Origin of the sequence: Rhizobium anhuiense bv. trifolii (assembly GCF_024346605.1) — a bacterium.
Lineage (GTDB): Bacteria > Pseudomonadota > Alphaproteobacteria > Rhizobiales > Rhizobiaceae > Rhizobium > Rhizobium anhuiense.
Genome location: NZ_CP098803.1, coordinates 3387522 through 3410966 on the forward strand (window position 1 = coordinate 3387522; position 23445 = coordinate 3410966).

At 61.5% G+C, this 23445-nt stretch carries 24 protein-coding genes; 12 read left to right on the plus strand and 12 right to left on the minus strand.

Annotation, left to right across the window (positions count from 1 at the left end; genetic code table 11):
* Window positions 1-51: 51 nt before the first annotated feature.
* Window positions 52-498, plus strand: a complete 447-nt coding sequence (locus NE851_RS25490; RefSeq protein ID WP_047610780.1) for a hypothetical protein — start codon at window positions 52-54, stop codon at window positions 496-498.
* Window positions 499-521: 23 nt separating this feature from the next.
* Complete coding sequence (locus NE851_RS25495; protein ID WP_047610782.1) at window positions 522-887, plus strand: DUF4087 domain-containing protein; 366 nt, start codon at window positions 522-524, stop codon at window positions 885-887.
* Window positions 888-898: 11 nt separating this feature from the next.
* Here NE851_RS25495 and NE851_RS25500 read toward each other — a convergent pair whose 3' ends face one another.
* The 3 genes from NE851_RS25500 to NE851_RS25510 all read right to left on the minus strand — a co-directional run bounded on the left by NE851_RS25500 (window position 899) and on the right by NE851_RS25510 (window position 4640).
* The gene (locus NE851_RS25500; RefSeq protein WP_254958582.1) at window positions 899-2581 is read right to left on the minus strand and encodes a hypothetical protein; all 1683 of its coding nucleotides are present in this window, start codon (window positions 2579-2581) and stop codon (window positions 899-901) included.
* Window positions 2581-3639 (minus strand): glycosyltransferase family 2 protein, encoded by a 1059-nt coding sequence (locus NE851_RS25505; RefSeq protein ID WP_063474643.1) that lies wholly within the window; start codon window positions 3637-3639, stop codon window positions 2581-2583. The genes NE851_RS25500 and NE851_RS25505 overlap by 1 nt, the downstream gene beginning before the upstream one ends.
* Before the next feature lie 92 nt (window positions 3640-3731).
* Window positions 3732-4640 (minus strand): AraC family transcriptional regulator, encoded by a 909-nt coding sequence (locus NE851_RS25510; protein WP_028757486.1) that lies wholly within the window; start codon window positions 4638-4640, stop codon window positions 3732-3734.
* A 204-nt stretch (window positions 4641-4844) separates the two neighbouring features.
* On the opposite strand from NE851_RS25510, the gene NE851_RS25515 reads away from it, so the two are divergent.
* Window positions 4845-5891: an NAD(P)-dependent alcohol dehydrogenase gene (locus NE851_RS25515; protein WP_028757485.1), complete on the plus strand. Its 1047-nt coding sequence runs from the start codon at window positions 4845-4847 to the stop codon at window positions 5889-5891.
* A 137-nt stretch (window positions 5892-6028) separates the two neighbouring features.
* Here NE851_RS25515 and NE851_RS25520 read toward each other — a convergent pair whose 3' ends face one another.
* The 5 genes from NE851_RS25520 to NE851_RS25540 form a co-directional block, all read right to left on the minus strand.
* Window positions 6029-7984 carry an elongation factor G gene (locus NE851_RS25520; protein ID WP_028757545.1) on the minus strand — a complete coding sequence of 652 codons (1956 nt, stop codon included), beginning with the start codon at window positions 7982-7984 and terminating at the stop codon, window positions 6029-6031.
* Window positions 7985-8431: 447 nt separating this feature from the next.
* The gene (locus NE851_RS25525) at window positions 8432-9697 is read right to left on the minus strand and encodes an NAD(P)/FAD-dependent oxidoreductase (RefSeq protein ID WP_028757546.1); all 1266 of its coding nucleotides are present in this window, start codon (window positions 9695-9697) and stop codon (window positions 8432-8434) included.
* 366 nt (window positions 9698-10063) lie between these two features.
* Window positions 10064-10573, minus strand: a complete 510-nt coding sequence (locus NE851_RS25530; protein WP_080759837.1) for a BA14K family protein — start codon at window positions 10571-10573, stop codon at window positions 10064-10066.
* Between the two features lie 127 nt (window positions 10574-10700).
* Window positions 10701-11165, minus strand: a complete 465-nt coding sequence (locus NE851_RS25535) for a PH domain-containing protein (protein WP_246740198.1) — start codon at window positions 11163-11165, stop codon at window positions 10701-10703.
* A gap of 107 nt (window positions 11166-11272) precedes the next feature.
* A complete protein-coding gene (locus tag NE851_RS25540; protein ID WP_047610791.1) occupies window positions 11273-11737 on the minus strand; it encodes an Lrp/AsnC family transcriptional regulator in 465 nt (154 codons plus the stop codon).
* A 147-nt stretch (window positions 11738-11884) separates the two neighbouring features.
* Here NE851_RS25540 and NE851_RS25545 point away from each other — a divergent pair, with 147 nt between their 5' ends.
* From NE851_RS25545 to NE851_RS25560, 4 genes are all read left to right on the plus strand, one after another.
* Window positions 11885-12604 carry an aspartate/glutamate racemase family protein gene (locus NE851_RS25545; protein ID WP_028757544.1) on the plus strand — a complete coding sequence of 240 codons (720 nt, stop codon included), beginning with the start codon at window positions 11885-11887 and terminating at the stop codon, window positions 12602-12604.
* 201 nt (window positions 12605-12805) lie between these two features.
* Complete coding sequence (locus NE851_RS25550; protein ID WP_097542186.1) at window positions 12806-13723, plus strand: bifunctional helix-turn-helix transcriptional regulator/GNAT family N-acetyltransferase; 918 nt, start codon at window positions 12806-12808, stop codon at window positions 13721-13723.
* Window positions 13724-13782: 59 nt separating this feature from the next.
* Window positions 13783-14406 (plus strand): TetR/AcrR family transcriptional regulator, encoded by a 624-nt coding sequence (locus NE851_RS25555; RefSeq protein WP_028757542.1) that lies wholly within the window; start codon window positions 13783-13785, stop codon window positions 14404-14406.
* Window positions 14407-14533: 127 nt separating this feature from the next.
* Window positions 14534-15742, plus strand: coding sequence for an MFS transporter (locus NE851_RS25560; RefSeq protein WP_047610793.1), 1209 nt, complete (start codon window positions 14534-14536; stop codon window positions 15740-15742).
* Between the two features lie 9 nt (window positions 15743-15751).
* Here the strand turns inward: NE851_RS25560 and NE851_RS25565 are convergent, their stop codons facing one another.
* Entirely contained in the window at window positions 15752-16168 is a 417-nt protein-coding gene (locus NE851_RS25565; protein ID WP_028757540.1) for a winged helix-turn-helix transcriptional regulator, read from the minus strand.
* 123 nt (window positions 16169-16291) lie between these two features.
* On the opposite strand from NE851_RS25565, the gene NE851_RS25570 reads away from it, so the two are divergent.
* Entirely contained in the window at window positions 16292-17200 is a 909-nt protein-coding gene (locus NE851_RS25570) for an SDR family oxidoreductase (protein WP_097542185.1), read from the plus strand.
* A 246-nt stretch (window positions 17201-17446) separates the two neighbouring features.
* On the opposite strand, the gene NE851_RS25575 is transcribed toward NE851_RS25570, so the two are convergent.
* Window positions 17447-18199 carry a pyridoxine 5'-phosphate synthase gene (locus NE851_RS25575; protein WP_254958596.1) on the minus strand — a complete coding sequence of 251 codons (753 nt, stop codon included), beginning with the start codon at window positions 18197-18199 and terminating at the stop codon, window positions 17447-17449.
* Window positions 18200-18650: 451 nt separating this feature from the next.
* Here NE851_RS25575 and NE851_RS25580 point away from each other — a divergent pair, with 451 nt between their 5' ends.
* A complete protein-coding gene (locus NE851_RS25580; RefSeq protein ID WP_047610796.1) occupies window positions 18651-19343 on the plus strand; it encodes a MerR family transcriptional regulator in 693 nt (230 codons plus the stop codon).
* A 40-nt stretch (window positions 19344-19383) separates the two neighbouring features.
* On the opposite strand, the gene NE851_RS25585 is transcribed toward NE851_RS25580, so the two are convergent.
* Together NE851_RS25585 and NE851_RS25590 are read right to left on the minus strand one after the other, a co-directional pair.
* Window positions 19384-20511, minus strand: a complete 1128-nt coding sequence (locus tag NE851_RS25585; RefSeq protein WP_047610798.1) for an ATP-dependent DNA helicase — start codon at window positions 20509-20511, stop codon at window positions 19384-19386.
* Between the two features lie 90 nt (window positions 20512-20601).
* Window positions 20602-21528 (minus strand): LysR family transcriptional regulator, encoded by a 927-nt coding sequence (locus tag NE851_RS25590; protein WP_097542184.1) that lies wholly within the window; start codon window positions 21526-21528, stop codon window positions 20602-20604.
* A gap of 132 nt (window positions 21529-21660) precedes the next feature.
* Here NE851_RS25590 and NE851_RS25595 point away from each other — a divergent pair, with 132 nt between their 5' ends.
* From NE851_RS25595 to NE851_RS25605, 3 genes are all read left to right on the plus strand, one after another.
* The gene (locus NE851_RS25595) at window positions 21661-22140 is read left to right on the plus strand and encodes a carboxymuconolactone decarboxylase family protein (protein WP_047610801.1); all 480 of its coding nucleotides are present in this window, start codon (window positions 21661-21663) and stop codon (window positions 22138-22140) included.
* Window positions 22141-22208: 68 nt separating this feature from the next.
* Window positions 22209-22964 (plus strand): SDR family oxidoreductase, encoded by a 756-nt coding sequence (locus tag NE851_RS25600; protein ID WP_254958604.1) that lies wholly within the window; start codon window positions 22209-22211, stop codon window positions 22962-22964.
* Between the two features lie 53 nt (window positions 22965-23017).
* On the plus strand, window positions 23018-23434 hold the full coding sequence (locus NE851_RS25605) for a cupin domain-containing protein (protein WP_097542182.1): 417 nt from the start codon (window positions 23018-23020) through the stop codon (window positions 23432-23434).
* The last annotated feature ends 11 nt before the right edge of the window (window positions 23435-23445 follow it).

Sequence of the window (23445 nt, forward strand, 5' to 3'; positions counted from 1 at the left end):
TCCTTGGTGATCGCATATTGTCGCGGTACCCGTTTGCGCCTGGAGGCTTCGATGTCACGCCTGTCTGCAGCTCTTCTCCTGCTCGGAGCAATTTTCCTGGGCGGCTCAAGCGCTCTCGCGCAGTCCGACAGCGACGTCTATAACCGCATCGAAGAACTGCACGGCGACGCCGCAGGCTTCGACCGGCCGCTGCGCCAGCTCGTTCGGGCGATGCGCTCGGGCGACGCCGAAACCATTGCCGGGCTTGCCGAATACCCGCTGACGGTCAAGGCCAGGGGCGAGACTTACGACGTCGAGAGCGCCGAGGATTTCATCGACAATTTCGACGATCTGGTGACGCCGGAAACGCGCCGCGCCGTCGGGCGCCAGCAATACGGGGATCTCTTCGTCAATAGCGACGGCGTCATGCTCGCGGGTGGCGCCCTCTGGATGGGCGCGGTCTGCGATGACGACGCCTGCGAGGAAAGCCATTGGGCGATCATCGCGATCAACAACTGAAATCTGGCGATGAGGAAAAGCCGATGAAATACCGGATAGCTGCCGCGGTCATCACCGCAGCTCTCGCCATCGCCGCGAACGCACAGGCGGCAGAAACGCGCTGCGGCTGGATTGAAAATCCGACGCCCGCCAACTGGTGGCTGGAGGATGCGGAAAACACCTGGACGATCATGACCCAGGGCGACGATGCCGGCGAGGTGGAAGGCATGGAGCTGATCTCCGACATCTCCGAACATGAGTATGTCAGAACCAACGGCAATTACGGCTATGCCTGCGCCTGCATGAGTGTGGAGACGGATGGCAAGGAGCGCATCACGAAAATCCTCTCCTTCCGCCAGCTCAAGCTCGCCAAATGCCGTGCCGACAAGGCGCTGAAATTCCCCGGCTGATGAGCCGCGGCTTATAACGCCGTGGCGCAACCCGCCGGGATAGCCAAAGGCTCTGCCGGCATCGTCTTATCGATCGCGTAAAGCTTCGCGAAACCGGCATCCTCGATGACCGTCAGGCCCGACGGCATGAAGGTGCCGACATAGCGATCGAGAATATCGGCATTGGCGACCAGGACGAAATCGAAACGACTGCGCCAATCCGACAGATAGGGCGTGAAGTCTCGATATTGCTGCAACATTGTCGGGCATGAAAGCACACCCACCGACAGCAGATTGCCCTCTGGAACCGCGATCTCAGACCAGGGCGACAGAACGGAAAGTGGCTGCTTGCCTTTTGCGGTGAAGAGCGTCGGCACGAAAGCATGCGAGACGGGCACGGCAAGCGTCGGCAGATGCCGGAAAGTATCCAGTCCCCAGAAAAAATGCCGGTTGGAGTGGGCAAGGTAGCTCACTGTCTCAGGTTCATGCCCAAGTGGTAGCACGGCTGCACCGGCCGGCACCCTTTTCAGCACGCTCTCGACAGCGGCAACATCCTTTTGCGCCAGCCACCAGTTCCAGCCGATCCAGCCGGTACGGCCGAAGACCGCAAGATTGATGACGAGCGAAAGCAACAGCGCCTGCCGGCGCGGGAGATTGGCGAAGGGGCATACCATCGCCATGGCGACGAGCGCCGTCATGATCGGAAAGCGCCAACTGATCCATCCGGTGCCGAGCATGTGGCGAGGCGAAATACAGGAGAGCAGCAGCAGACCGCCAGCGGCGACGGCAAGCCCCGCATGCATGCGGATGTCGCCCGCTCGTGCGGCACGTGTGCAGATGAGGATCAGCGGCAGAACCAGTAAGACATCCACCACCGGGACATAGGTCGTGATGGCGGAGAGCAGATTGAGGACGATCAGGACGACGCCGTCGTTCCATGCAAGCCCAAGGCCGTTGCCACCGGCGTTGGGCAAAGATGCCGTGTGAAGGTAGAGCGCGAGCGGTGGCAAGACGCAGGCGCCAATCGCCAACGCCAACCGGCCGACGAGCCTCGTGAGACCCGCCTTCGATCGCAGTATGTCGATGCGCCACGAAAATTCGAGGCCGCAGACGATCGCCATATAGAAGCCGAGCGAGAAGATGTGCATCACCGTCAGCAGCAGCGAAGCGGCGAGCCGCCAGGCAAAAACCAGCGCGGGATTTTTGCCCTGCAGCCGGAGGTCGACGCAGGCGAAGAAGAGCGCCATGCCGAGGCCGATCTGGAAATTGATGAAGCCGCCGATCATGGTGGCGCACCAGCCGAGCGACAGCATGGCGGTCTGCCAGTGGTGCCGGCCGCCGAAAAGCGCGCGATGCAAGCCGATCGCGCCGAGCGGCGGCAGCACGATCGCCAGGAAAAGCAAAGTCCGCGCAAGCCTGTCGGCGCCGACAAGCGGTCCCAGCCAGGTGGCGAGAATGTCGATCCCGACATTGGTGAAGGTGCGGCTCCAATCGACCGCATAAATCTCAGGAAACGGCTGCTCGCCGATGCCGCCCGAAAGGAGCCATATCCGGGCGTAGTGATTGGGGTAATCGAGAACCGGCGGAAAACGAAACAGCACCACCAGCGCCGCGGCAAGCGCGACGAAAGCGGCGACCGCAATGGCGGAATCCTGTCTGGCGGCCAATCCCTGAGGCTCGCCTGCGACCACAGCAGGCGTGTCGATCTGGTCCATTATCCGATCCGACTGCTCTTTTGCGCTCGCGGAAACTCCCCGGATGTAAAGGCGACATCGAGTGCGGCGCGCTTATCGCTGGCGTTCATCTCCGGAAAAGCAGTCGGCAGCTCGGCGTGTTCGCCGCCGCGCAGGATCGTCTCGATCATGAACATCGGCCGCTTCTTGCTCTCCTGCACGAGACGGCCGAGATATTCGCCGATGATGCCGATACAGATCAGCTGGATGGCGCTGAAGGCGCTGACGGCGGCCATGATCGACGACCAGCCGGTAACCGTTTCGCCTTCCAGCCAGCGAACGAAGGTGTAGACGAGCAACGAGATCGCGACGCAGGCGCTGATCATGCCAAGCCATGTGGCTATACGCAGCGGCGTCGTCGAAAAGCTGGTGATCGCATCGAGCGCAAAATTGATCATCTTGCGCAGCGGATATTTCGTCGCGCCGGCAAAACGGGCGTCACGCTCATAAGGGAGAGCAACCTGCCTGCCGCCGATCCAGCTGACCATGCCACGGATAAAGCGATCGCGCTCCGGCATCGCCAGCAGGATATCGACGACGCGCCGGCTCATCAGCCGGAAATCGCCGGTATCGCGCGGAATGGTCACCGAGGCGAGCCTGGACAGCGCACGATAGAAAAGCGAAGCCGAGGCAACCTTGAACCAGGTTTCACCCTCGCGGCGCGTGCGCTGACCATAAACGACGTCGGCGCCACGCTCCATGATCGGCATCATCATCAAAAGCAGTTCGGGCGGATCCTGAAGATCAGCGTCGATCAGGAGCACACGCTCGCCCCGCGACGCGGAGAGACCCGCCGTCGATGCCAATTGGTGGCCGTGATTGCGAAGAAGACGAACGCCGAGCACTTGCGGCACATCAGCCGCCAATTCGGAAATGATCTCCCAGCTGCGGTCGGACGAGCCGTCATCGACGAGAATGAGCTCGAAGGCATCCCCAGCAACGCTCCGAGCAGCTGCGACGGCTCGGCGGCAGAATTCGCGGAGGCCCTCTTCCTCGTTATGACAAGGCGCGACGATGGACAGAAATGGTTCTTGCGTCATACGGACTTCGGGCCTGCTGGATGGTTGGCGCCAGACTAGCCACGAAACGTCAAACATCCTTTAATGATCGGATGCCCGGGATGCGCGACAGACTACTCCGCCGCCATGACCTCGCGCGCGCCATCGATATCGCGCGCCGGCGAAGCGCCGTAGAGGCGACTGTATTCGCGGCTGAACTGCGACGGGCTTTGATAGCCCACGCGGTGGCCGGCCGTGCCGGCATCGAGGCGCTCCACCAGCATCAGGCGACGCGCCTCGTGCAGGCGAAGCTGCTTCTGATATTGCACCGGCGTCATCGCCGTGACCGATTTGAAGTGATGATGGAAGGACGACACGCTCATGCTGACGCGGACGGCAAGATCTTCGATGCGCAGCGGCCGCGCGAAATTCTCCTTCAGCCATGCGACGGCGCGGGCGATCCTGTTGCTGTGGCTGTCTGCTGTGGCGATGTTGATCAGCCGCGCGCCATCCGGCCCGGTCAGCACCCGGTAGAGGATTTCCTGCTCGATCAGCGGCGCCATGGCAGGAATGTCGCCTGGACGATCGAGCAAGCGCAGCAGGCGGACGGCGGCATCCAGGAGCTCCGGCGGAGCGACGTTCACCGCCATCCCGCGCTGCCCGTCGGTATGGGCCGCCGGACGCGGAATATCGATACGGCTCAAAAGCTCAAGCAGCTTTTCGGAATCGATTGCCAGCCCCAGGCAGAGATGCGGCACTTCAGGGCTTGCCTCGGTGACCTGCCAGGCGACCGGCAGGTCGAGCGAGGTCAGCAGATAGTCTCCTGTCCCGTAGCTGATAAGTTCGGTGCCGAGGCGCAGGCTCTTGGCCCCCTGCAGGACGAAGGCAAAACAGGGCCGGTAGCTGCTGTGAAGCGGATCGCTTGGCTTGGACCGACGGCTGACGTGAAGATTGCCGATATCAGTTGAGAACTCGCCGTCGCCAGGCGCGAAGCGCATCGCGATGTCGACAATTTCCTGATAGGGGCTGAAGGGCAAAGTCATGCGGCAACTCTTTCTGTCAACTGGCTGACGCCGGTGATACCGCCCTTATCTAGAGTGCCTTCGCCATTTCGCAAACAGGCCGGCGCCTCACTTTTGCAGGATCGTGCAAAAAGCTGAGAGGATCGCTCTAACCCTCTCACGCAGTTCCGGGCAATAGTCCGCCATCCCGTTCAACCCCCACCACAATCGAAAAGGAAGGTTCCCATGCCTATTGCAAGAGGCTACGCCGCAACCGACGCTTCCAAACCGCTGACCCCTTTCACCTTCGAACGCCGCAACCCCAACCCCGATGACGTCGTGATCGACATCAAGTTTGCCGGCATCTGCCATTCGGACATCCACACTGTCCGCAACGAATGGAAGAACGCCGTCTATCCGATCGTGCCGGGCCATGAGATCGCCGGCATCGTCTCGGCCGTCGGTTCCGCCGTGACCAAGTTCAAGGTCGGCGACCGCGTCGGCGTCGGCTGCTTCGTCGATTCCTGTATCGGCTGCGCCGAGCGCGACCTCGATCGCGAACAGTATATGCCGGGTCTCAGCGGCACCTACAATGATTTCGAAGCCGACGGCAAGACACGCACCCAGGGCGGCTATTCCGACTCGATCGTCGTCAAGGAAGGCTATGTCATGTCCATCCCGGACAACCTTCCGCTCGATGCCTCCGCGCCGCTGCTCTGCGCCGGCATCACGCTTTATTCGCCGCTGCGCCACTGGAATGCCGGCCCCGGCAAGAAGGTCGCGATCGTCGGCATGGGCGGCCTCGGCCATATGGGCGTCAAGCTGGGTGCGGCCATGGGCGCCGATATCACCGTTCTTTCCCAGAGCCTTTCCAAGAAGGAAGATGGGCTGAAGCTCGGCGCCAAGGAATATTATGCCACCAACGACCCGGAAACCTTCAAGAAGCTCGCCGGCACTTTCGACCTGGTCATCTGCACCGTCAGCGCCGAAATCGACTGGAATGCCTATCTCGGCCTTCTGAAGGTGGATGGTTCCTTCGTGGTGGTCGGCGCGCCTGAGAATCCGATCCCCGTGCACGCCTTCTCGATCATCCCCGGCCGCAAGAGTATTTCCGGCTCGATGATCGGCTCGATCAAGGAAACCCAGGAAATGCTCGACTTCTGTGGCAAGCACAACATCGTCTCCGAGATCGAGAAGATCAACATCCAGCAGGTCAACGAAGCTTATGAACGCGTCCTGAAGAGCGACGTCCGCTACCGCTTCGTCATCGACATCGCCTCGCTGGCAGCATAAGAAAACGAGAGGCGGCTCCTTCGGGGGCCGCCTTTTTCAATGTCGGGCGATTTCAACTGTGGCGGTGCTGTCAAGATCTCCGCCCTTGGGCGCAGCCGCACCGTCTGCCACCCACGATCAAATGCGACACTCGGATGTCACGATATGCCTCCGGCAAGTCGATGCAGGCGCAGCAGATATTCGACGCCGTTGAACGGATCAGGACCTGATCGCGGGCGCGAGCGCGGCGGGCCAGCCACTGGGGCATAATGATCGAAGCTGCTTTCCATGGTCCCCGCCCCGCTCGTCAGGCGCGGCAATTGCTGCTGGACACCGCGGACCATCTGAGACGCCATGGTACCCTCGAGCCGGGCGACGCCATCGGCAATGACCGAATCCGTCGTCGTTGCTGCCGATTTTGCAAGCAGGGTGACCACGCCGCTCAAATTTTCCGCGGGCGTTTCGAGATAAAAGCGGTCGATTGGCTCGCAGAGCACGGTCCGCGCGGCCGATAGCGCCGTTGCCAGCACCCATGGCGTCAACTGCCGGAAATCGGCGGCGGTGCTTGCAGGCGAACTGTGCCGGGCCGCCGTCATCGCCACGTGGCAATCGATGACCTGCCAGCCGAAAATCCCCTGTTTCAGCGCTTCGAACACGGTCTCCTCGACCGCTCGATAAAAGGCGATGGGCATCTGGCCGACATCCACTTCGAGCGCAAAGCTGTTGCCCGCCCCGGGAGGGCGTGGTTCGACGCGCAGGCCGACGGTTGCCAGGAAGGGATTGGGCTCCTTGAAGAGGATCTGCAGGCCGGCCCCGGTCCCGACTGGCCTCTCGACCAGGATGACGGTGCTTTCCTCGAACTTTGCCTCAAGTCCGAAATCCGTCAGCAGGGTCGATTGGATAACGTCCTTCTGCACCTCGCCGTAGAGTGAAACGAAGACTTCGTCCGTCTCCTCGTTGCGGCGCAAATTGATCAAGGGATCCTGTTCGGCCATCTGGTTCAGCGCCAGCCAGAGCGCCGCCTTGTCGGAAGGCCGCCGCGCAAGAACCCGGGTTTCGAGCGTCGGCGGCGCAAAGTGAGCCCGCCCGCCCGCGGGATCTCCGCCCACCGCATCCCCGATCCGGGCGCCGGCAAGGCCGGCGACGCGGGCAATCTGCCCTGCGCGAAGTCTCTCGGCGCCTTCGATCCGGCCGGCCTCGAACAGGTGGATCGCAGTCACCCGTTCCGGGCCTCTGGGCAGGTCCAGATATTGCCGAAGCCGCACCGTGCCTGAGGCGAGGTAGATATAGGCGAGCTTTTCCCCACCCCAGCCGCGTTCGATCTTGAAGATCTTGCCCGCGACCGGGCCATCCGGATTGGAGCACCGGCCGGGCAAGATCGTCGCAATGGCCGATGCCAGGGCGGGGATGCCGACACCGGTCATCGCTGCGCCCGCGAAGACCGGATGGACGAGGCCGCTCGCCACCTGCTCTGCCAGGCAGCGCCCAAGCCTTTCCTCGCTCAGGCGACCGGGAGCAAGGATATAATCGGCAAGCAGGGCCTCGTCGTTTTCTGCCAGTGCCTCGCAGAGCGGCGTGAAAAGCGGCTCGTCTCCCGGCGCGAGCGTCTCCACCCGGGCAAGCTTGGCTCCGGCATCGATGACCGACGACATGGCGATGGGGCGGACCGCCAGCTGCGCGGCTAGGGCCTCCACCACCTCCTGATATCGGGCCCCAAGACGATCGACCTTGTTGACGAAGAAGATGAAGGGAACGCCAAGCCGCCGCAGCGCTCGCACCAACACCCGTGTCTGGGCCTGCACGCCTTCGACCGCCGAAACGACGACGACCGCGGCATCCAGCAATCCCAGCACCCGCTCGACCTCGGCGATGAAATCCGGGTGGCCGGGCGTGTCGATGAGATTGACGATCCTGTCGCCGATCGCAAACGACACCACCGCCGCCCTGATCGTGATGCCGCGTAGTCGTTCGAGTTCGAGAGTGTCCGTCTGTGTATTGCCGGTATCGACGCTGCCGAGCTTGTCGATGACGCCGGCGTCAAAAAGCAGTCTTTCGGTAAGGCTAGTCTTGCCTGCATCTACATGGGCGAGAATGCCCAGATTCAAAGTGCGCATGAACCACCAACTTCTCAGAATTTCGAATGTGATTTTCGTGAGAAGTGAATCGGCGCATTGGAACCTCTACCCGTTGCTACGGCTGGATGCGCACCTCCCGGTGGTTGGGAGACGCGGATGGAATGCTAAGGGTGTGCGGGGAGATGTGTCAAGCTTGGGCGTATCGCGTTGTCTAAAGGCTCCGACATGTGTGCCGCAGGGCACGACAATCAGCCCTCATGGTGAGGGTGAGGAGCGAAGCAATCGATCCAGTGATCGATTGCAGCGACAAACGCAGGGCCGTCTCGAACTACGAGGGCGGGTGGCTAAGCGGTGCATGCTGCATGCAGATGTCGCTGGGTGAAGCGCCGGTGGCCGTCCCCGATCCTTCGAGGCCCTCCGGGTGCACCTCAGAATGAGGCAGGAGAGACGGCGCATTCCCGGACAGCTTTCACGGGCAAAGGAGGCCTACTCCTCCTCTCGCATCGTTTCTTTCTGGGTGATCAGCCGGGCGCTGTGCTGGCCACTCAGATAGATCCACAACCAACTCCAGGCGACGGAGAAGCGCGAGCGGGTGCCGATCAGGAAGTAGATATGGGCAAGACCCCAGATCCACCAGGCGATCCAGCCCTTCAGCTTGATCCGGCCGAAATCGATGATGGCCGCACTCTTGCCGATCGTGGCGAGGCTGCCCTGGTGCCAGTAGCGGAAGGGCGCCGGTGCCGGCTTGCCGGACAGACGGGCACGGATCACCTTGGCGACGTAGCCGCCCTGCTGCTTGGCGGCAGGCGCGATGCCCGGCACCGGCTTCCCGTCCTCGCGCATCACCGATGCGGTATCGCCGACGACGAAGACGTCGGGTAGCCCCGGCGCGCTCAGATCCTTCTCGACCACGACGCGCCCTGCCCGGTCGGCCGCAACGCCGAGCCACCGTGCCGCCGGCGAGGCGGTGACGCCGGCTGCCCAGACGATCGTCCGGCTGGCAACGAAGGTGTCGCCGATCTTCACGCCGTCGGCATTGCATTCCGTCACCGGCCTGCCGAGATGGATCTCGACCCCGAGTTTCTCCAGCGCCTTCTGGGCATAGGCCGAAAGCTCTTCGGCGAAGGTTGGCAGCACCCGCGGACCAGCCTCGACCAGCACGACGCGGGTCTTGCGCGTATCGATGTTGCGGAATTCCTTGGGCAGCGTGAAATGCGCGAGTTCGGCAATGATGCCGGCCAGCTCGACACCGGTCGGCCCGGCCCCGACGATGGTGAAGGTCAGAAGCGCATCGCGCACGGTTGGATCGGCCTCCATCTCCGCCCTCTCGAAGGCAAGCAGCACGCGCCGGCGGATCGTCGTCGCATCCTCCAACGTCTTCAGGCCCGGCGCCACCGGCTCCCATTCATCATGGCCGAAATAGGCATGCGTCGCCCCGGTCGCCAGCACCAGCGTATCGTAACCAAGAGTCATGCCGTTACGGAGGGAAACAGTCTTTGTGCCGCTGTCGACGCCTGTGACCTCGCCGAGCAGAACCGTCACGTCAGGCCGGTCGGCATAGAGCCGGCGGATTGGCCAGGCGATTTCCGAGGTGGAGAGAATGGTCGTCGCCACCTGATAGAGCAGCGGCTGGAAGAGATGATGGTTGCGCCGGTCAACGAGCGTGATCTTGACGCCAGCGCCTTTCAAACCGTTGACGAGTTGCAACCCGCCAAAACCGCCGCCGACAACGACGACATGATGATCGCCCATGACCTGCCCCTTCTGCGCCATTTCGCTGAAAGCCAATGTGGCCCTCGCCGCAAAGGTTGCAACCGCCGTTTCGGCATGTCTCCCCTGCGTCACCCGCAGTCGAAAGAGCATGTCGCGCAAAAGTGTGCAGCGGTTTTGCGAGAACGACATGCTGGAATTGAAAGGCCTAGACCAAAGCGCGACAAACGAGTCCGATCGCGGCGCGCTTTAGCGCCGAGATTATCGGCAACTCCTGCAATCCAACCCGGCGACGCTTGTGAAGCGGACGTCGGGCAGAATTATAACTGCCCAGAGCCTCGGTCGAGGTGCGACACAGACATAGCGTTCGAACGGGTAGTCGGCCCGGAACAGTTCACGGCGCAGCAATCAATAGGGACCGACGCACTGGCGACGGGGTCCATGATAGGGCTGGAAGGTATTGTCGAACGCCCTGTACGACCGATAACGCGCATAGCACCAACTCTCGTGGTTGCCGCCCCGTCCATAATAGCCAGACGACGCATAGGCCCGATAGGGCCGGCCATAATAGCGATACGGCGAACCGTAATAGCGGTAGGGCGAGCCGTAATAGCCGTAGGGTGAACCGTAATACGAGCCGTAATAGGGCTGTGCCAATGCGCCGCCAATGATGGTGCCGACGGCTAGGCCACCCAAGGCCCAGCCCCAGTCCGCTCCATGGTTATGGTGGTAACCTCTGTAATAGCCGCCTCGGTAATGGCCGCCACCCCAGTGGCCGCCTCGTCCACGCCATTGCACATGCTCTATCTGCTGCTGCGCTTCGATCCTGGGTGGGTTGATAGCCGGAAACGCTTGAGCCGGCGTGATGCCGGGGGCACCTATGATCAAGCACAACGCGGCGACGGTCAGCTTTCTCATGACTGTTCTCCTCTGCTCCTCCAAGTGAGGGAAATATCTTCCCCTCCTCCTGAACCAAAGGTGAACGCAATATGTCCAAAAACGTTCCTTATAGAGACACATTAATCCCTATCGATGGCACTGCGAATTATCGGCTGCTGGTGCAATCCGACCTTGCTGTTTCCAGGAGGCTGTAAACGTGTCGCGCATCCTCGATCCCCAGAAGCTGAGGTTCGTTGGCCAGACTTGGCGTCCAGCCGCTCATCCTCCTGTTGGACGGCACGCAGAATTTGATCGTACCCTTGCCGCGGCTGCCCTCTTCAAGACTGATCGACGGCAGGAGTTCGAGCTGGTTGGTGGACAAATGTCGAAAGAGCCCGCTTCTGCGAATGATCACACGTCTGTTGGTCAGTACATATTCCGTCCGAGCCCGGGCAGCCGCATCGACGAAAAAGCGTCCGGCCATTAGGTAAAGGCCCATGAGTACGAACGGAATACCCCATAATTTTGTGAATACCGGCGTTTCCGTGCTGATGGCAGTAATTTCCCAGAAGATCGCAAAGCCGCCCCACAAAAGCGAGAACGGAACGAGGAGGAAATCCCGCGATGTCAAAAGAAATCCTTGTCCGGGACGCCCTGACTAAAGAAGCTTTTCCCCCGGCATGAGAAAGCTACGAATATCGCTATCGCTCATACTGTCATGCCCCTTCAAATGATTTTTCACCGGGCGTAGCCCACCGGTATTGCCATTCCATGTTTCAATTCTTCCATCGAGATCGACGCCGAGACGTCGAAGAGTTCGAGCTTGCGCACGATCTGCTTGTAGATCACGTCGTAATGCTCGACGCGCGGCAGCACGATCTTCAGAATGTAATCGTGATTGCCGGTCAGTCGGTGCGCCTCGACGATCTCGGGAATGTCGCCGATGATCCGGCGAAAGCTTTCCGTCCATTCGTCGGAATGGTGAGCCGTCTTGACGAGAGCGAAGACCGTCGTCGGCACGCCCATTTTCTCCCGGTCGAGCACGAAGATGCGCCGGGCGATATGGCCGCTTTCTTCCAGCCGCTGGATACGCCGCGAACAGGCCGACACCGAAAGCGCCACGCGCTCCGCAAGATCGGTCACGGATATGCCTGCATCCTTTTGCAGCATGTCGAGAATGCGCCTGTCGCGATCATCAAGCATGTATCCTCCGCCCAATATTTGCACGATTTCATCAAATGGCGCAAAATTATAGCACATATCCCACCATGGAAACAAATAACGCAAACACACCGCGCCGGGATTACGGCATCATTTTCGAAAGTTCAGAATCATGGAGAGCGTGAAGACATGGAAACGATCGGCCTGATCGGCGGCATGAGTTTCGAAAGTTCGGCGGTCTATTACCGTCTCGTCAACGAGATGGTGCGAGACCGCAAGGGTGGCCTTGCCTCGGCCGAACTCATCCTGCATTCGGTGAACTTCGAGGAGATCGTCGCCCTTCAGAAGGCCGGCGCCTGGGATATGGCCGCCCGTCGCCTTGCCGACGTGGCTTTGCGCCTGCAGATTGCTGGCGCCGGCTGCATCCTCATCTGCACCAACACCATGCATCTGATTGCCGACGAGGTTGCCAAGAAGATCTCCGTGCCGCTGATCCACATCATCGACGAGACGGCGAAATCGCTGCATGCCGGCGGCCGGAAGCGCCCGTTGCTGCTTGCGACCCGCTACACGATGGAACACGGCTTCTACAGCGACCGCATGAAAAACCTCGGTCTCGACATCATGGTTCCCGATGCCGGCGACCGCACCACCGTGCACGACATCATTTTCAATGAACTCTGCGCCGGCAAGGTACTCGACAGCTCACGCGACAAGCTCATGGCGGTCATATCACGCGCCATCGACAACGGCGCCGACAGCATCATCCTCGGCTGCACCGAGATCTGCCTGATCCTCGATCCCGACCATCTGCCGCTGCCCGGCTTCGACACCACGGCGATTCATGCGCGAGCGGCAGTCGATTTCGCACTTGGCGCGGACGAGATCGCGGAAGAGGAAGCGGCCTGAAAGTGTCTCGCCTCGGATTGCCAAATTAGTTGACTCAGTCCATTAAATACAGGACAAGATCTCTATTTGGAGATTCTTGAGTTGTTGACAAGGCTCGTTCTCTCCTCGGCGTTATCCTCGGCCTTGTGCCGAGGATAAACGAAAGATGAGCGGGCCGACTTGTCAGCAGTCTGACAAGGTCTCCATCTGGAGATCTTTGCCATGTCCGATATCGCCCTCATCGAAACCGCCCGCGATTTCAACCGCTTCTATACGAACTTCCTCGGCCTCCTGAACAAGGCCTATCTCGACACCGCATTCACGCTGACGGATGCCCGGATCCTCTTCGAGATCGGCTCGCATGACGGTGTCAGCGCCGTGGCGCTGGTCCGCGACTTGCATCTCGACCCGGCCTATCTCAGCCGTATCCTCAAGCGTTTCCGCGCAGAGGGACTGATCGAGACCAGTCCGGATCCGGCCGACCTGCGCAGCCAGGTCATCATTGTCACCGACCGGGGACGTGAGCAGTTCGAAGAACTCGGCCGGCGCGCCAATGCGCAGATCGCCGCCCGTTTCGACAATCTCGCGGCCGGCGAGCCGGAGGCGGCAGTCTCGGCCATGCACACCATCCGCACCCTCCTCGACCCTACGGCCAAACCCGCACCGGCCGTCATCCGCGCCCATCGCGCCGGCGATATCGGCTGGATCGTTCAGAGCCAGGGCCGCTTCTACGCCGAGGAGTATGGCTGGGACCTGCGCTTCGAAGCGCTGGTCGCCGAAGTCGCCGGGAAATTCCTCGCCAATTTCGATCCGGCCAAGGAATATTGCTGGATCGCCGAGCGCGGCGGCGTCAATGTCGGCTCGGCCCTCGTCACCAATGGCGGCGACGGCATCGCCAAGCTCCGTCTGCTCTATGTCGACAAATCAGCCCGCGGCCTCGGGCTCGGCAAGATGCTGGTCGACGAATGCATCCGCTTCTCCAGACAGAAGGGCTACCGCGAACTCTCGCTCTGGACCAACGACATGCTGGAGACCGCCCGCGCCATCTATATCAAGGCCGGCTTCCGGCTTGTCTCCGAGGAGAGACACCGCATGTTCGGCCCCGAGGCGAACGGCCAGAACTGGGTTCTGGCTCTGTGATTTGCTGCGTCGCAAAAGTTTCGCTTGATTTGGAAACGAACATTTCCTAATTAGATGCCATGAATACGGCGACCATTGAACATCAAGAAAAGACCAGGGGCCGCGGCCGGCCGCGCGAATTCGACGTGGAGGCAGCGCTCGACGCTGCCCTACGCGTCTTTTCCGAGCGCGGGTATCACGCCGCCTCGATCAGCGAACTGACCGAGGCCATGGGTCTTGCCGCCGGCAGTGTCTACAAGGCGTTCGGCGATAAGCGTGGCATCTTCCTTGCAACGTTCGACCGCTACCGCGCCGTGCGCCGTGGCATGCTCGATGCCGAACTCGCCAAGGCAGAGACCGGCCGGGATAAGCTGCATGCGCTGATCGCCTTCTTTGCGGCCTCCTCCCACGGCGAAACCGGGAGGCGTGGCTGCCTGGTGGTCGGCAGCGCCGGCGATCTCGCTCTCTTCGACAGCGAAGCGGCCGAACGTGTCGCCGCCGCCTTCATGACCGACGAGACACTGCTGGCCGATCTGATCCGCCTCGGCCAGTCCGACGGCTCGATTTCTGCAGACCTCGATATATCAGCGACCGCGCTTGCGCTTCTCTGCCTCACCAAAGGCATGCGCGTCATCGGCAAGGTGGAGCGCAGCGGTGAAGAAATGGCGGCCGTCGCCGAAGCCGCGATGAAGTTGGTGACCTGACATCCCCCGGAGAAAGGCAAGCCATTCTCTCGGAGGAGCGGCAAGCCGTTGCACAGCCGGAAGCGGGTGGCCGGCGGCAAGACCATTTGAAATCATTCCTTTCAATCTTTGGATACCGGAGTTCCCGATGAGCATTTCAGCCACCACGCCGGATAAGGCCATTCCCAGGGCGCTATCCCCCTGGCTAACCTTCCTTTTCGCCGCCGCCTGCGGGCTGGTGGCCGCCAATCTCTATTACGGCCAGCCGCTTGCCGGCCCGATCAGCGCCGATCTTGGCTTCACGCCTGCCGCCACCGGCCTGATCGTCACGCTGACGCAGATCGGCTACGGGCTCGGCCTGTTGCTGATCGTGCCTCTCGGCGACCTCACCGAAAATCGCCGTCTGGTGTTGCTGCTGATCGCCGTCTCCGCCGTTGCGCTGATCGGCGCGGCGCTGTCGTCGACGCCGACGGCCTTCCTCATCGCCTCGCTCTGCATCGGTCTTTCGTCGGTGGCAGTTCAGGTCCTGGTTCCCTTCGCCGCCAACATGGCGCCGGATGCAACGCGCGGTCAGGTCGTCGGCAATGTCATGAGCGGCCTGCTCTGCGGCATCATGCTGGCTCGCCCCTTTGCAAGCTTCGTCGCCGAAGCTTCCTCCTGGCATGTGGTCTATTACCTCACCGCGGCGCTGATGATCGTGCTTGCCGTCGTGCTGCGCTTCAACCTGCCGGTTCGGCTGCCGAAGACGAAGCTGCGCTATGGCGAGTTGCTCGCCTCCATGGGTCATCTGGCGCTGACCTCGCGCGTGCTGCAGCGCCGGGCACTCTACCAGGCCGGTATGTTCGGCGCCTTCAGCCTGTTCTGGACGACGACGCCGCTGCTGCTTGCAAGCCCGGTTTTCGGCCTGACACAGAACGGCATCGCTGTCTTTGCTCTTGCAGGCGCTGCCGGCGCCATCGCCTCGCCGATCGCCGGCCGGCTTGCCGACCGCGGCATGACGAGGATCGCCTCGACGATTGCGATGCTGCTCGGCATGGCTTCCTTCCTGATCAGCCATTTCGCCACGGACGGTTCGCTCACCGCTCTGCTGCTTTTGACGGCCGCGGCGATCCTTCTCGATTTCGGCGTGACGACCAATCTGGTCTGCGGCCAGCGCGCCATTTATGCCCTGAACCCGGAACACCGCAGCCGGCTCAACGGCCTGTTCATGGCGACCTTCTTTGCCGGCGGCGCGCTCGGCTCGGCGCTCGGCGGCTGGGCCTATGCGACCGGCGGCTGGACGATGACAGCCTGGATCGGCTTCTGCTTCCCGGCGTTGGCCTTCCTGCTGTTCCTAACGGAAGGGCGCGGCCGGTAGGAAGCCAGCCTATTTGTCGGTGGAATCAAAATGCGAACGGGCGGCGCGAACGGCATCGTGGTTTGCCTCCGCCCAGTTCAGCAGCTGCGACAGTGGCTGGTAGAGCGAGCGTCCGAGTTCGGTCATCGAATATTCGACGCTCGGCGGCTTGGTCGGGAACACTTCGCGATGGATATACCCGTCCCTCTGCAGGTCGCGTAGCGTCTGTGTCAACATGCGCTGCGAGATATCGGGGAGCATCCGCCGCAGCTCGCCGAAGCGACAGGGCCGAGCCGCCAGCACTTCGAGCAGCAGCGTCGACCATTTGCCGCCGATTTGCTGCATCATGTCCCTGACCGGGCAATTCGAAAAATCGAGACTGGCGAGATCGATCTCGCGCCGCATCCCCGGCATTCTGTTCTTCAGACTGAGGACCGCGCCGGTCATCTGCTGGTTCCCTTTTGGTAACGTAGAGCCGAAAAACTGCCTCCTTTACACCGCTAAGTCAATTCCTATTCTAGTGTAACTCTCTTTTTGAGACCGCCACCAAAACATAGAAGGAAACGACCTATGAGCGAAACCATCCTGGTCACCGGCGCTGCCGGGCAGCTCGGCCAGCGTGTCATCCACCACCTCATCGAGACCTACAGGGTCGCGCCCGGCAGCATCGTCGCGGCAACGCGCAGCCCGCAAAAGCTCGCCGAGCTGGAAAAGAAGGGCGTTCTCACCCGCAAGGCCGATTTCGACGATGTGGCAGGCCTGGAAAAGGCTTTTGCCGGCATCGACCGCCTGCTGATCATCAGCACCGACGCGCTCGACACGCCCGGCAAGCGTATCGCCCAGCACAAGGGCGCCGTTGCAGCGGCCGTCAAAGCCGGCGTCAAGCACATCGCCTACACCTCGATGCCAGCGCCGGACAATTCGCTCGTTTCCTTCGCGCCCGATCATCTCGGCAGCGAGAACGCCATCAAGGCAAGCGGCATCGCTTACACGATCATCCGCGACGCCTGGTATCACGACAATTACCTGCACGGCATGCCGCACAACCTGCAGGGCGGCAAATGGTACAGCGCCACCGGCGACGGCAAGATCTCGACCATCTCGCGTGACGACTGCGCGCTGGCCATCGCCGCAGCCCTTGCCTCCGGCACCGCCGAGAGCGCCACCTATACGCTAACCGGCGCGCAATTGCTGAACAACCGGCAGATCGCCGCCATCGTCTCCGAAGCCGCCGGTAAGCCGCTCGAAGTCGTCGACGTCAATGACGAACAGCTCGGCCAGGGCATCCGCGGCGCGGGTCTTCCCGGCTTCGTCGCCGACATGCTGGTTTCGGCCGACGCCAACATCCGCGCCGGCAACTTCGCGATCGTCACCGAAGACTTCACCAAGCTGACCGGCAAACAACCACAGCCGCTGAAGGATTTCTTCGTGGAACACAAGGCGGCCCTGACGGCGTCAGGCAATGCCGGAGGCCATTAAAGCCTTTCGCTGTGTTCCTGCGCTAGTCGCAGGGATGAGCGAACTCCGATTCTGGATCCCCCATCGGGGCAGATGAGTCACGCACGGCCAGGGCGCGCCGTGGCTGGATTCCTGTGACAGGCACAGGAATCCAGCGCGCCCAGGTCCTTGGGCGCGGGAGACTCTTGCTTCAAAACGCATTGTGTGACTCACAGTCAGAAGCGTAATAACCCGCTTCCAGTCAAAGCGTTGAAGGCAACGCCCCGATCAAACTGCCTGCCCGCAGGCCCGGCAAAAGCGCCGTACCGTTTCCGCCATGCCGTATTCCAGCGCATCGGCGGTCAGCCCGTGGCCGATCGAGACTTCAGCAAGCGCGGGAATGCGTTTCACCAGCGCTGGCAGGTTTTCAACTGTCAGATCATGGCCGGCATTGACGGCAAGGCCGATTGCAAGGGCCGCATCCGCCGTCCGTCCGAGTGCGTCGAGGATCGGGGCCGCCCGTTCCGGCGCGCCGTAACAGCCGCCATAGGGGCCGGTATAAAGTTCGATCCGGTCGGCGCCGACTGCCTTGGCGATCTCGACTGCTTCGGCATCCCCGTCGCCATCGGCAAACAGCGACACCCGGCATCCCATCTTCTTCAAACGGGCGACGGCATCAGTCAGAAACGCCCGGTGCTTGCGGAAATCCCAGCCGTGATCGGATGTCGCCTGCGCGGGATCGTCGGGCACCAGCGTCACCTGCTCGGGCGCCGCCCCGGCGCAGAGTTCGAAGAATTCCTCGGTGGGATAGCCCTCGATATTGAATTCGGCCTTGGGAAATTCGTCGTCGATCAGGTTGCGGATCACGGGCAGGTCGGAAAAGCGGATGTGCCGCTGGTCGGGGCGCGGATGCACCGTCAGGCCGCTGGCGCCGGAGGCGAGTGCGATCCGCCCGAGCGCTTCGACGCTTGGCCACGGCAGATCGCGCCGGTTGCGCAGCATGGCGATGGCGTTGAGGTTCACGGAGAGCTTGGCGGGCATGGCGAAATCCATCGGTCATGAAAATGGGAGGCCCTGCTTTTAAGCCATGTGCGCCGTGATGGCCAACGAGATTCACAAATGGATGCGATGCCAATCGCTGATGGACACCGAAATTGCGCTGAGCATTTGCCGCACGCGTACCGCAGATAGTAAATCCCGTCACCCTTGAAGAGGACCGCGAGATTCCGCAGTGCAGCACATGTTTTTGTGCGACACACCCAAGAACCCGGCAAAATATGCCGGTAAAGTTGCTATCCCATTTAAAAGAGATTATTTTTAGCACTTATAAAAAAGATCGTTCACGCATAACGTGGACATCGTATCGCGTAGAGTACGCCGCGTACTGCTTCTTTCCCACTGAGAAGAACGCTTAGAGGAAACCCCACTCGCCGCGCATGGGAAGCAACTGGCAAATCCGCATGAGGTGCAACAACATGCCCTAGGAGGGTTCATGCCAGACGGTTCCAAACGCCTGTTTGCCACCGCCGGTATCGCTTCGGAGGCCCGATCGAAATATCGGTTCCTGCCTTCAGCCGCGCTGCCGCCGGATCTACCTGATGGTCCCGTGCCCATCGCCGATATGGCCAATGCATTCGGGGTGACACACAGGACACTGCATTTCTACGAAGAGAAGGGCTTGATTTCGGCCAATCGCATCGGCCTGATGCGGGTCTACGGGCAGGACGACGTGATGCGCATGGCCGTCATCACCGTTTGCCGTGAGACGGGCATGGCGATCGCCGTCATCCAGGAATTGATGGACGAGCTTCGCAGCGCCGATTCGCAGGAATCGGCCGAGGCAATGTTCCGCGAGGCCCTGCAGGTACGCAAGCGCGAGCTGACCGCCGAGATGTCGACGCTGCACCGCCAGCTCCAACAGGTCGGCGACCTCCTGGATTACGACGGCAGCATCGAGGAGCCGCCGTTGAACGACAATCAGGACAGCGCCAGCCTGAGTCCACAGGAGCGGCGTTGCCTGGAACTGATGGCGGAAGGCTATTCCACCCAGCGCATCGCTCGGGCGCTCGACCTGAAACATGACGAGACCAAGGATCTCGAGGCCGGGATCATCCTGAAATTCCGCGCCAACAACCGCTTTCAGGCCATCGCCAAGGCGGTTCTGCTCGGCATTGTGCAGGCCTGAACACACACGACGGCCGCCACCGTCTCCTGCCCGCCAAACCTCAACGGACGATCGTCAGCGTCTCCGCCGCGCGCGTAATCGCGGTATAGAGCCAGCGCTCCCGCGTATCGCGAAACGCCCAGCTCTCATCGAACAGCACGACATCGTTCCATTGCGAACCCTGCGCCTTGTGCACGGTGAGCGCGTAGCCATAGTCGAACTCGTCGTAGCGCTTGCGGGTGTTCCAGGGGATCTCGCCCTCGACATCTTCGAAGGCCTGCTTCAGCAGCTTGATCTTGGCAGCGCCGCGGTCCATGTCGTCGTCCTCGGGGCGGACCAGCAGATTGATGCCGGGCTTCGTCGTTTCCTTCGACGAGGTCATTACCTGCCAGAGCGAGCCGTTGAGCAGGCCCTTGGCCGGATCGTTCCGCAGGCAGACAAGCTTGTCGCCGGTCTGCGGATAATCGGCATTGAAGCCTTTCAGCTCGCGCAGGCGCTGATTGTAGCGGCGGCGCGTCCGGTTGGTGCCCACGAGTACTTGGTCGGCCTTCATCACCAGATCCTGCGTCACCTCGTTCTTCGAGATCACCTTGGCCGTGCCGTAATCGCCATACATCACCTCATTGCCTTCGCGCACCTGCATGGCAAGTTTGATGATCGGATTGTCGCGCGCCTGGCGGTGAATGTCGGTGAGCAGGTAATCCGGGTCCTGATTGGTGAAGTAACCGCCGCCGCTGACCGGCGGCAGCTGGCCGGGATCGCCGAGCACCAGGATCGGTGTGCCGAAGCTCATCAGATCCTTGCCGAGCGCCTCGTCGACCATCGAGCATTCATCAACGATGATCAGTGCAGCCTTGGCGACCGGGCTTTGCCGGTTGATCGAAAACATCGGCGCGATCGACGTCTTGCCGGTTTCCTCGTCCTCCACCGCCTCCTCGCCGCGCGGCCGGTAGATCAGCGAATGGATCGTCCGGGCGTTGGAGGCGCCGCGCGAGCGCAGCACCTGCGCGGCCTTGCCGGTGAAAGCGGCAAACAGCACATCGCCATCGACATTCTCGGCGAAATGCTTGGCAAGCGTCGTCTTCCCCGTTCCGGCATAACCGAACAGGCGAAAGAGCGGCGAGCGCCCTTCATTCAGCCATTTCGAAACAGCCTTGAGGGCTTCGTCTTGTTGCGGCGCAAATTGCATGATTGCACGACTTGGCAGGATTCGCGGGCGTTAGGCAAGGCGGAAACTGACGCGGCAAGGCCGATGACGCCAAATCCGCCCGGCCGACAATCATCCCTCCCACCGCCGATCCGCTCCGCTTGCTGACATCGACGGATCCTGCCCGATGGCATCAGTCAGAAAGTCCAGAACCGTCTTGACCCGCAGCGGTATGTTTCTGCGGGAGGGATAGACGACATAAATGGGCAGCCGGGTCGGTTGAAAGTCGTTCATGACGGGGATCAGCCGACCCGCGGCGATATCCGGCACGGCGATGATGTGGGAGAGCACCGCCAAGCCCGCGCCGGCAAGGGCCGCCCTATGAATGGCGACGGCGCTGCACGCCGTCAGCCGCGGCGAGATCCTGACGGATATGTCTTCCGAGCCGTTCGAAAACGACCATGAACAGGCATCGCCGGCCCTGCTGTAGCAGAGGCATTCATGGTCCTTGATGTCCTTCGGCGTCCGCGGCGGCGACCTGCGAGCGAGATAGGCGGGCGAGGCGACGAGGAAGGCCGTCGTCCAGCCGATCCGCCGGCAAACGAGGCTGCTGTCGGCGACGGAGCCCAGACGCACCTCGAGGTCGAGGCGCTCCTCGATCATGTCGGAGCTTTGTTCCCGGAACATCAGTTCCACCGAGAGTTTCGGATGGGCGGCGAGAAGATCGCCCAGCCGATCACTGAGATAGAGGCCGAGTGGCGCTGGCACGCTGAGCCTGACCTTTCCGGAGGCCATGGCACCTTCCGGTCCGGCGGCATCGCCGAGCTCCTCCACCGCCTCGAGAATCTTCATCGCCATTGGCAGCATCCGTTCACCCTCCGCCGTCAGCGAGAGGCCACTCGTCGTGCGATGCAGCAGGCGGGTGTTGAAATGCCCCTCAAGGGCCGCGACCTGCCGCGAGACCGCCGGCTGCGTCACGTCAAGATCATGCGCCGCCGCCGAGAACGAGCCCGTCTCCACGACGCGCAGAAAGGTCCGCAATGCCGATACGATATCCATCCCCGCCCCCTCATACTTTTGCGCATAGGCCTTATGCAGCCAGACTAAGCGAGAATGGCTTTACAGTCCAGCAATTAAGGATATCTTATATCCATAAGGATATTTTATATCCTTAATTAGAGGAGAAACGATATGACTCAGCGATTGAACTACGCCCAGCAGTCCCCCGAGCTTTTCAAGAAATTCATGGAATTCAGCATGGCGCTGAAGAACAGCGTGATCGACGAAAAGCTGCAGGCTCTCATCGAGATCCGCGCTTCGCAGATCAATGGATGCGGCTTTTGCCTCGACATGCATGTGAAGCAGGCGAAGATCTATGGCGAGAGCGAATTACGGATCCACCACGTTGCCATCTGGCGGGAATCGAACCTGTTCCTTCCCCGCGAGCGCGCCGCCCTTGCCTGGACCGAAGCTCTGACCAAGCTGCCGGAAGGCGGCGTTCCCGAGGAGATCTACGAACGGGTTCGCGGCCAGCTTTCGGAGAAGGAAATCTCGGACCTGACCTTCGTCGTCATGGCCATCAATGCCTGGAACCGCGTCAATGTCGGCTTCAAGACCGTGCCCGGCTCGGCCGACAAGGCTTACGGCCTCGACAAGGCAGGACTGAACTAAGCTTCGCAATTCATTGAGAAGATTCAATTTTAACGCTGCCGCATCTCGGCAGTGAACGGAGATCTGTTATGAAAATCGTTGTCATCGGCGGAACCGGCCTCATCGGTTCGAAGACTGTCGAACGTCTGCGCAAGCAGGGACATGACGTGGTAGCCGCATCGCCGAACTCAGGCGTCAACACGATCACGGGAGAAGGACTGGCCGACGCGCTCGCAGGCGCCGAAGTCGTGCTCGATCTCGCCAATTCGCCATCCTTCGAAGACAAGGCCGTGCTCGAATTTTTCGAGACCTCTGGCCGCAAACTTCTCGCCGTCGAAAAGGTGGCCGGCGTGAAGCATCATGTCGCGCTGTCCGTCGTCGGCACCGAGCGTCTGCAGGAAAGCGGCTATTTCCGCGGCAAGCTCGCCCAGGAAAAGCTGATCAAGGCGTCAGGGATTCCCTACACCATCGTGCATTCGACGCAGTTCATGGAATTCCTCGGCGGCATCGCCCAATCGGGCACTGTCGGCCAGACGGTTCGCCTGTCGCCGGCCTATGTGCAGCCGATCGTATCCGACGACGTCGCCGATGTCATGGCGGATGTGGCGCTCTCACCGCCCGCCAACGCGACGATCGAGATATCAGGTCCGGAACGGGCGCGCCTGAGCGAGCTCGTCGCCAGATATCTGAAGGCCATGAAGGATCCGCGCACCGTCGAGGCTGATGCCGAAGCAAAATATTTCGGCGCCAGGCTCAACGACCAGTCGCTCGTTTCCGACAATAACCCGCGGCTCGGCTCGATCACCTTCGAGCAATGGTTCGCAAAGACCGCGCAGCCGAAGTGATCTTGCCAGGGCGCCATGCGCGCCCTGCGCACCACGATCCCATGGAGATTCCGATGATCAGAACATCATTCCTCGCCGTCGCCCTCGCCTGCCTTGCAGCCACCGGCGCCGGCGCGCACGACGCAAACAAGGCCTCGAAGGTCACCCTCGTTTACGAGCACGAGCTTCCGAACGTGCCGGGCAAGAGCATCAAGGGCGTGCTGGTCGAATACGGTCCGGGCGGCTTCTCCGAAGGCCACACCCATCCCGACACCGCGTTCATCTATGCCACCGTGCTCGAAGGAGCGATCCGCAGCCAGGTCAATGACGGCCCGGTCAAGGTCTATCATGCCGGAGAGAGTTTTTCCGAAATGCCGGGCGATCGTCACGGCGTCAGCGCCAACGACAGCGAGACCAAACCCGCCCGTCTGCTCGCCGTTTTCGTCGTCGACACCAATCAGAAAGAACTCACCTACCCGCTCAAGAAGTGACATCCGCCGAT

Coding starts and splice junctions, on each gene's coding strand:
- NE851_RS25580 (WP_047610796.1), top strand. CDS start 18,651: ATGCCAGACGGTTCCAAACGCCTGTTTGCCACCGCCGGTATCGCTTCG.
- NE851_RS25570 (WP_097542185.1), top strand. CDS start 16,292: ATGAGCGAAACCATCCTGGTCACCGGCGCTGCCGGGCAGCTCGGCCAG.
- NE851_RS25500 (WP_254958582.1), bottom strand. CDS start 2,581: ATGGACCAGATCGACACGCCTGCTGTGGTCGCAGGCGAGCCTCAGGGA.
- NE851_RS25600 (WP_254958604.1), top strand. CDS start 22,209: ATGAAAATCGTTGTCATCGGCGGAACCGGCCTCATCGGTTCGAAGACT.
- NE851_RS25575 (WP_254958596.1), bottom strand. CDS start 18,199: ATGCCCGCCAAGCTCTCCGTGAACCTCAACGCCATCGCCATGCTGCGC.
- NE851_RS25510 (WP_028757486.1), bottom strand. CDS start 4,640: ATGACTTTGCCCTTCAGCCCCTATCAGGAAATTGTCGACATCGCGATG.
- NE851_RS25595 (WP_047610801.1), top strand. CDS start 21,661: ATGACTCAGCGATTGAACTACGCCCAGCAGTCCCCCGAGCTTTTCAAG.
- NE851_RS25555 (WP_028757542.1), top strand. CDS start 13,783: ATGAATACGGCGACCATTGAACATCAAGAAAAGACCAGGGGCCGCGGC.
- NE851_RS25530 (WP_080759837.1), bottom strand. CDS start 10,573: ATGAGAAAGCTGACCGTCGCCGCGTTGTGCTTGATCATAGGTGCCCCC.
- NE851_RS25605 (WP_097542182.1), top strand. CDS start 23,018: ATGATCAGAACATCATTCCTCGCCGTCGCCCTCGCCTGCCTTGCAGCC.
- NE851_RS25560 (WP_047610793.1), top strand. CDS start 14,534: ATGAGCATTTCAGCCACCACGCCGGATAAGGCCATTCCCAGGGCGCTA.
- NE851_RS25515 (WP_028757485.1), top strand. CDS start 4,845: ATGCCTATTGCAAGAGGCTACGCCGCAACCGACGCTTCCAAACCGCTG.
- NE851_RS25590 (WP_097542184.1), bottom strand. CDS start 21,528: ATGGATATCGTATCGGCATTGCGGACCTTTCTGCGCGTCGTGGAGACG.
- NE851_RS25525 (WP_028757546.1), bottom strand. CDS start 9,697: ATGGGCGATCATCATGTCGTCGTTGTCGGCGGCGGTTTTGGCGGGTTG.
- NE851_RS25520 (WP_028757545.1), bottom strand. CDS start 7,984: ATGCGCACTTTGAATCTGGGCATTCTCGCCCATGTAGATGCAGGCAAG.
- NE851_RS25545 (WP_028757544.1), top strand. CDS start 11,885: ATGGAAACGATCGGCCTGATCGGCGGCATGAGTTTCGAAAGTTCGGCG.
- NE851_RS25490 (WP_047610780.1), top strand. CDS start 52: ATGTCACGCCTGTCTGCAGCTCTTCTCCTGCTCGGAGCAATTTTCCTG.
- NE851_RS25540 (WP_047610791.1), bottom strand. CDS start 11,737: ATGCTTGATGATCGCGACAGGCGCATTCTCGACATGCTGCAAAAGGAT.
- NE851_RS25550 (WP_097542186.1), top strand. CDS start 12,806: ATGTCCGATATCGCCCTCATCGAAACCGCCCGCGATTTCAACCGCTTC.
- NE851_RS25505 (WP_063474643.1), bottom strand. CDS start 3,639: ATGACGCAAGAACCATTTCTGTCCATCGTCGCGCCTTGTCATAACGAG.
- NE851_RS25565 (WP_028757540.1), bottom strand. CDS start 16,168: ATGACCGGCGCGGTCCTCAGTCTGAAGAACAGAATGCCGGGGATGCGG.
- NE851_RS25495 (WP_047610782.1), top strand. CDS start 522: ATGAAATACCGGATAGCTGCCGCGGTCATCACCGCAGCTCTCGCCATC.
- NE851_RS25585 (WP_047610798.1), bottom strand. CDS start 20,511: ATGCAATTTGCGCCGCAACAAGACGAAGCCCTCAAGGCTGTTTCGAAA.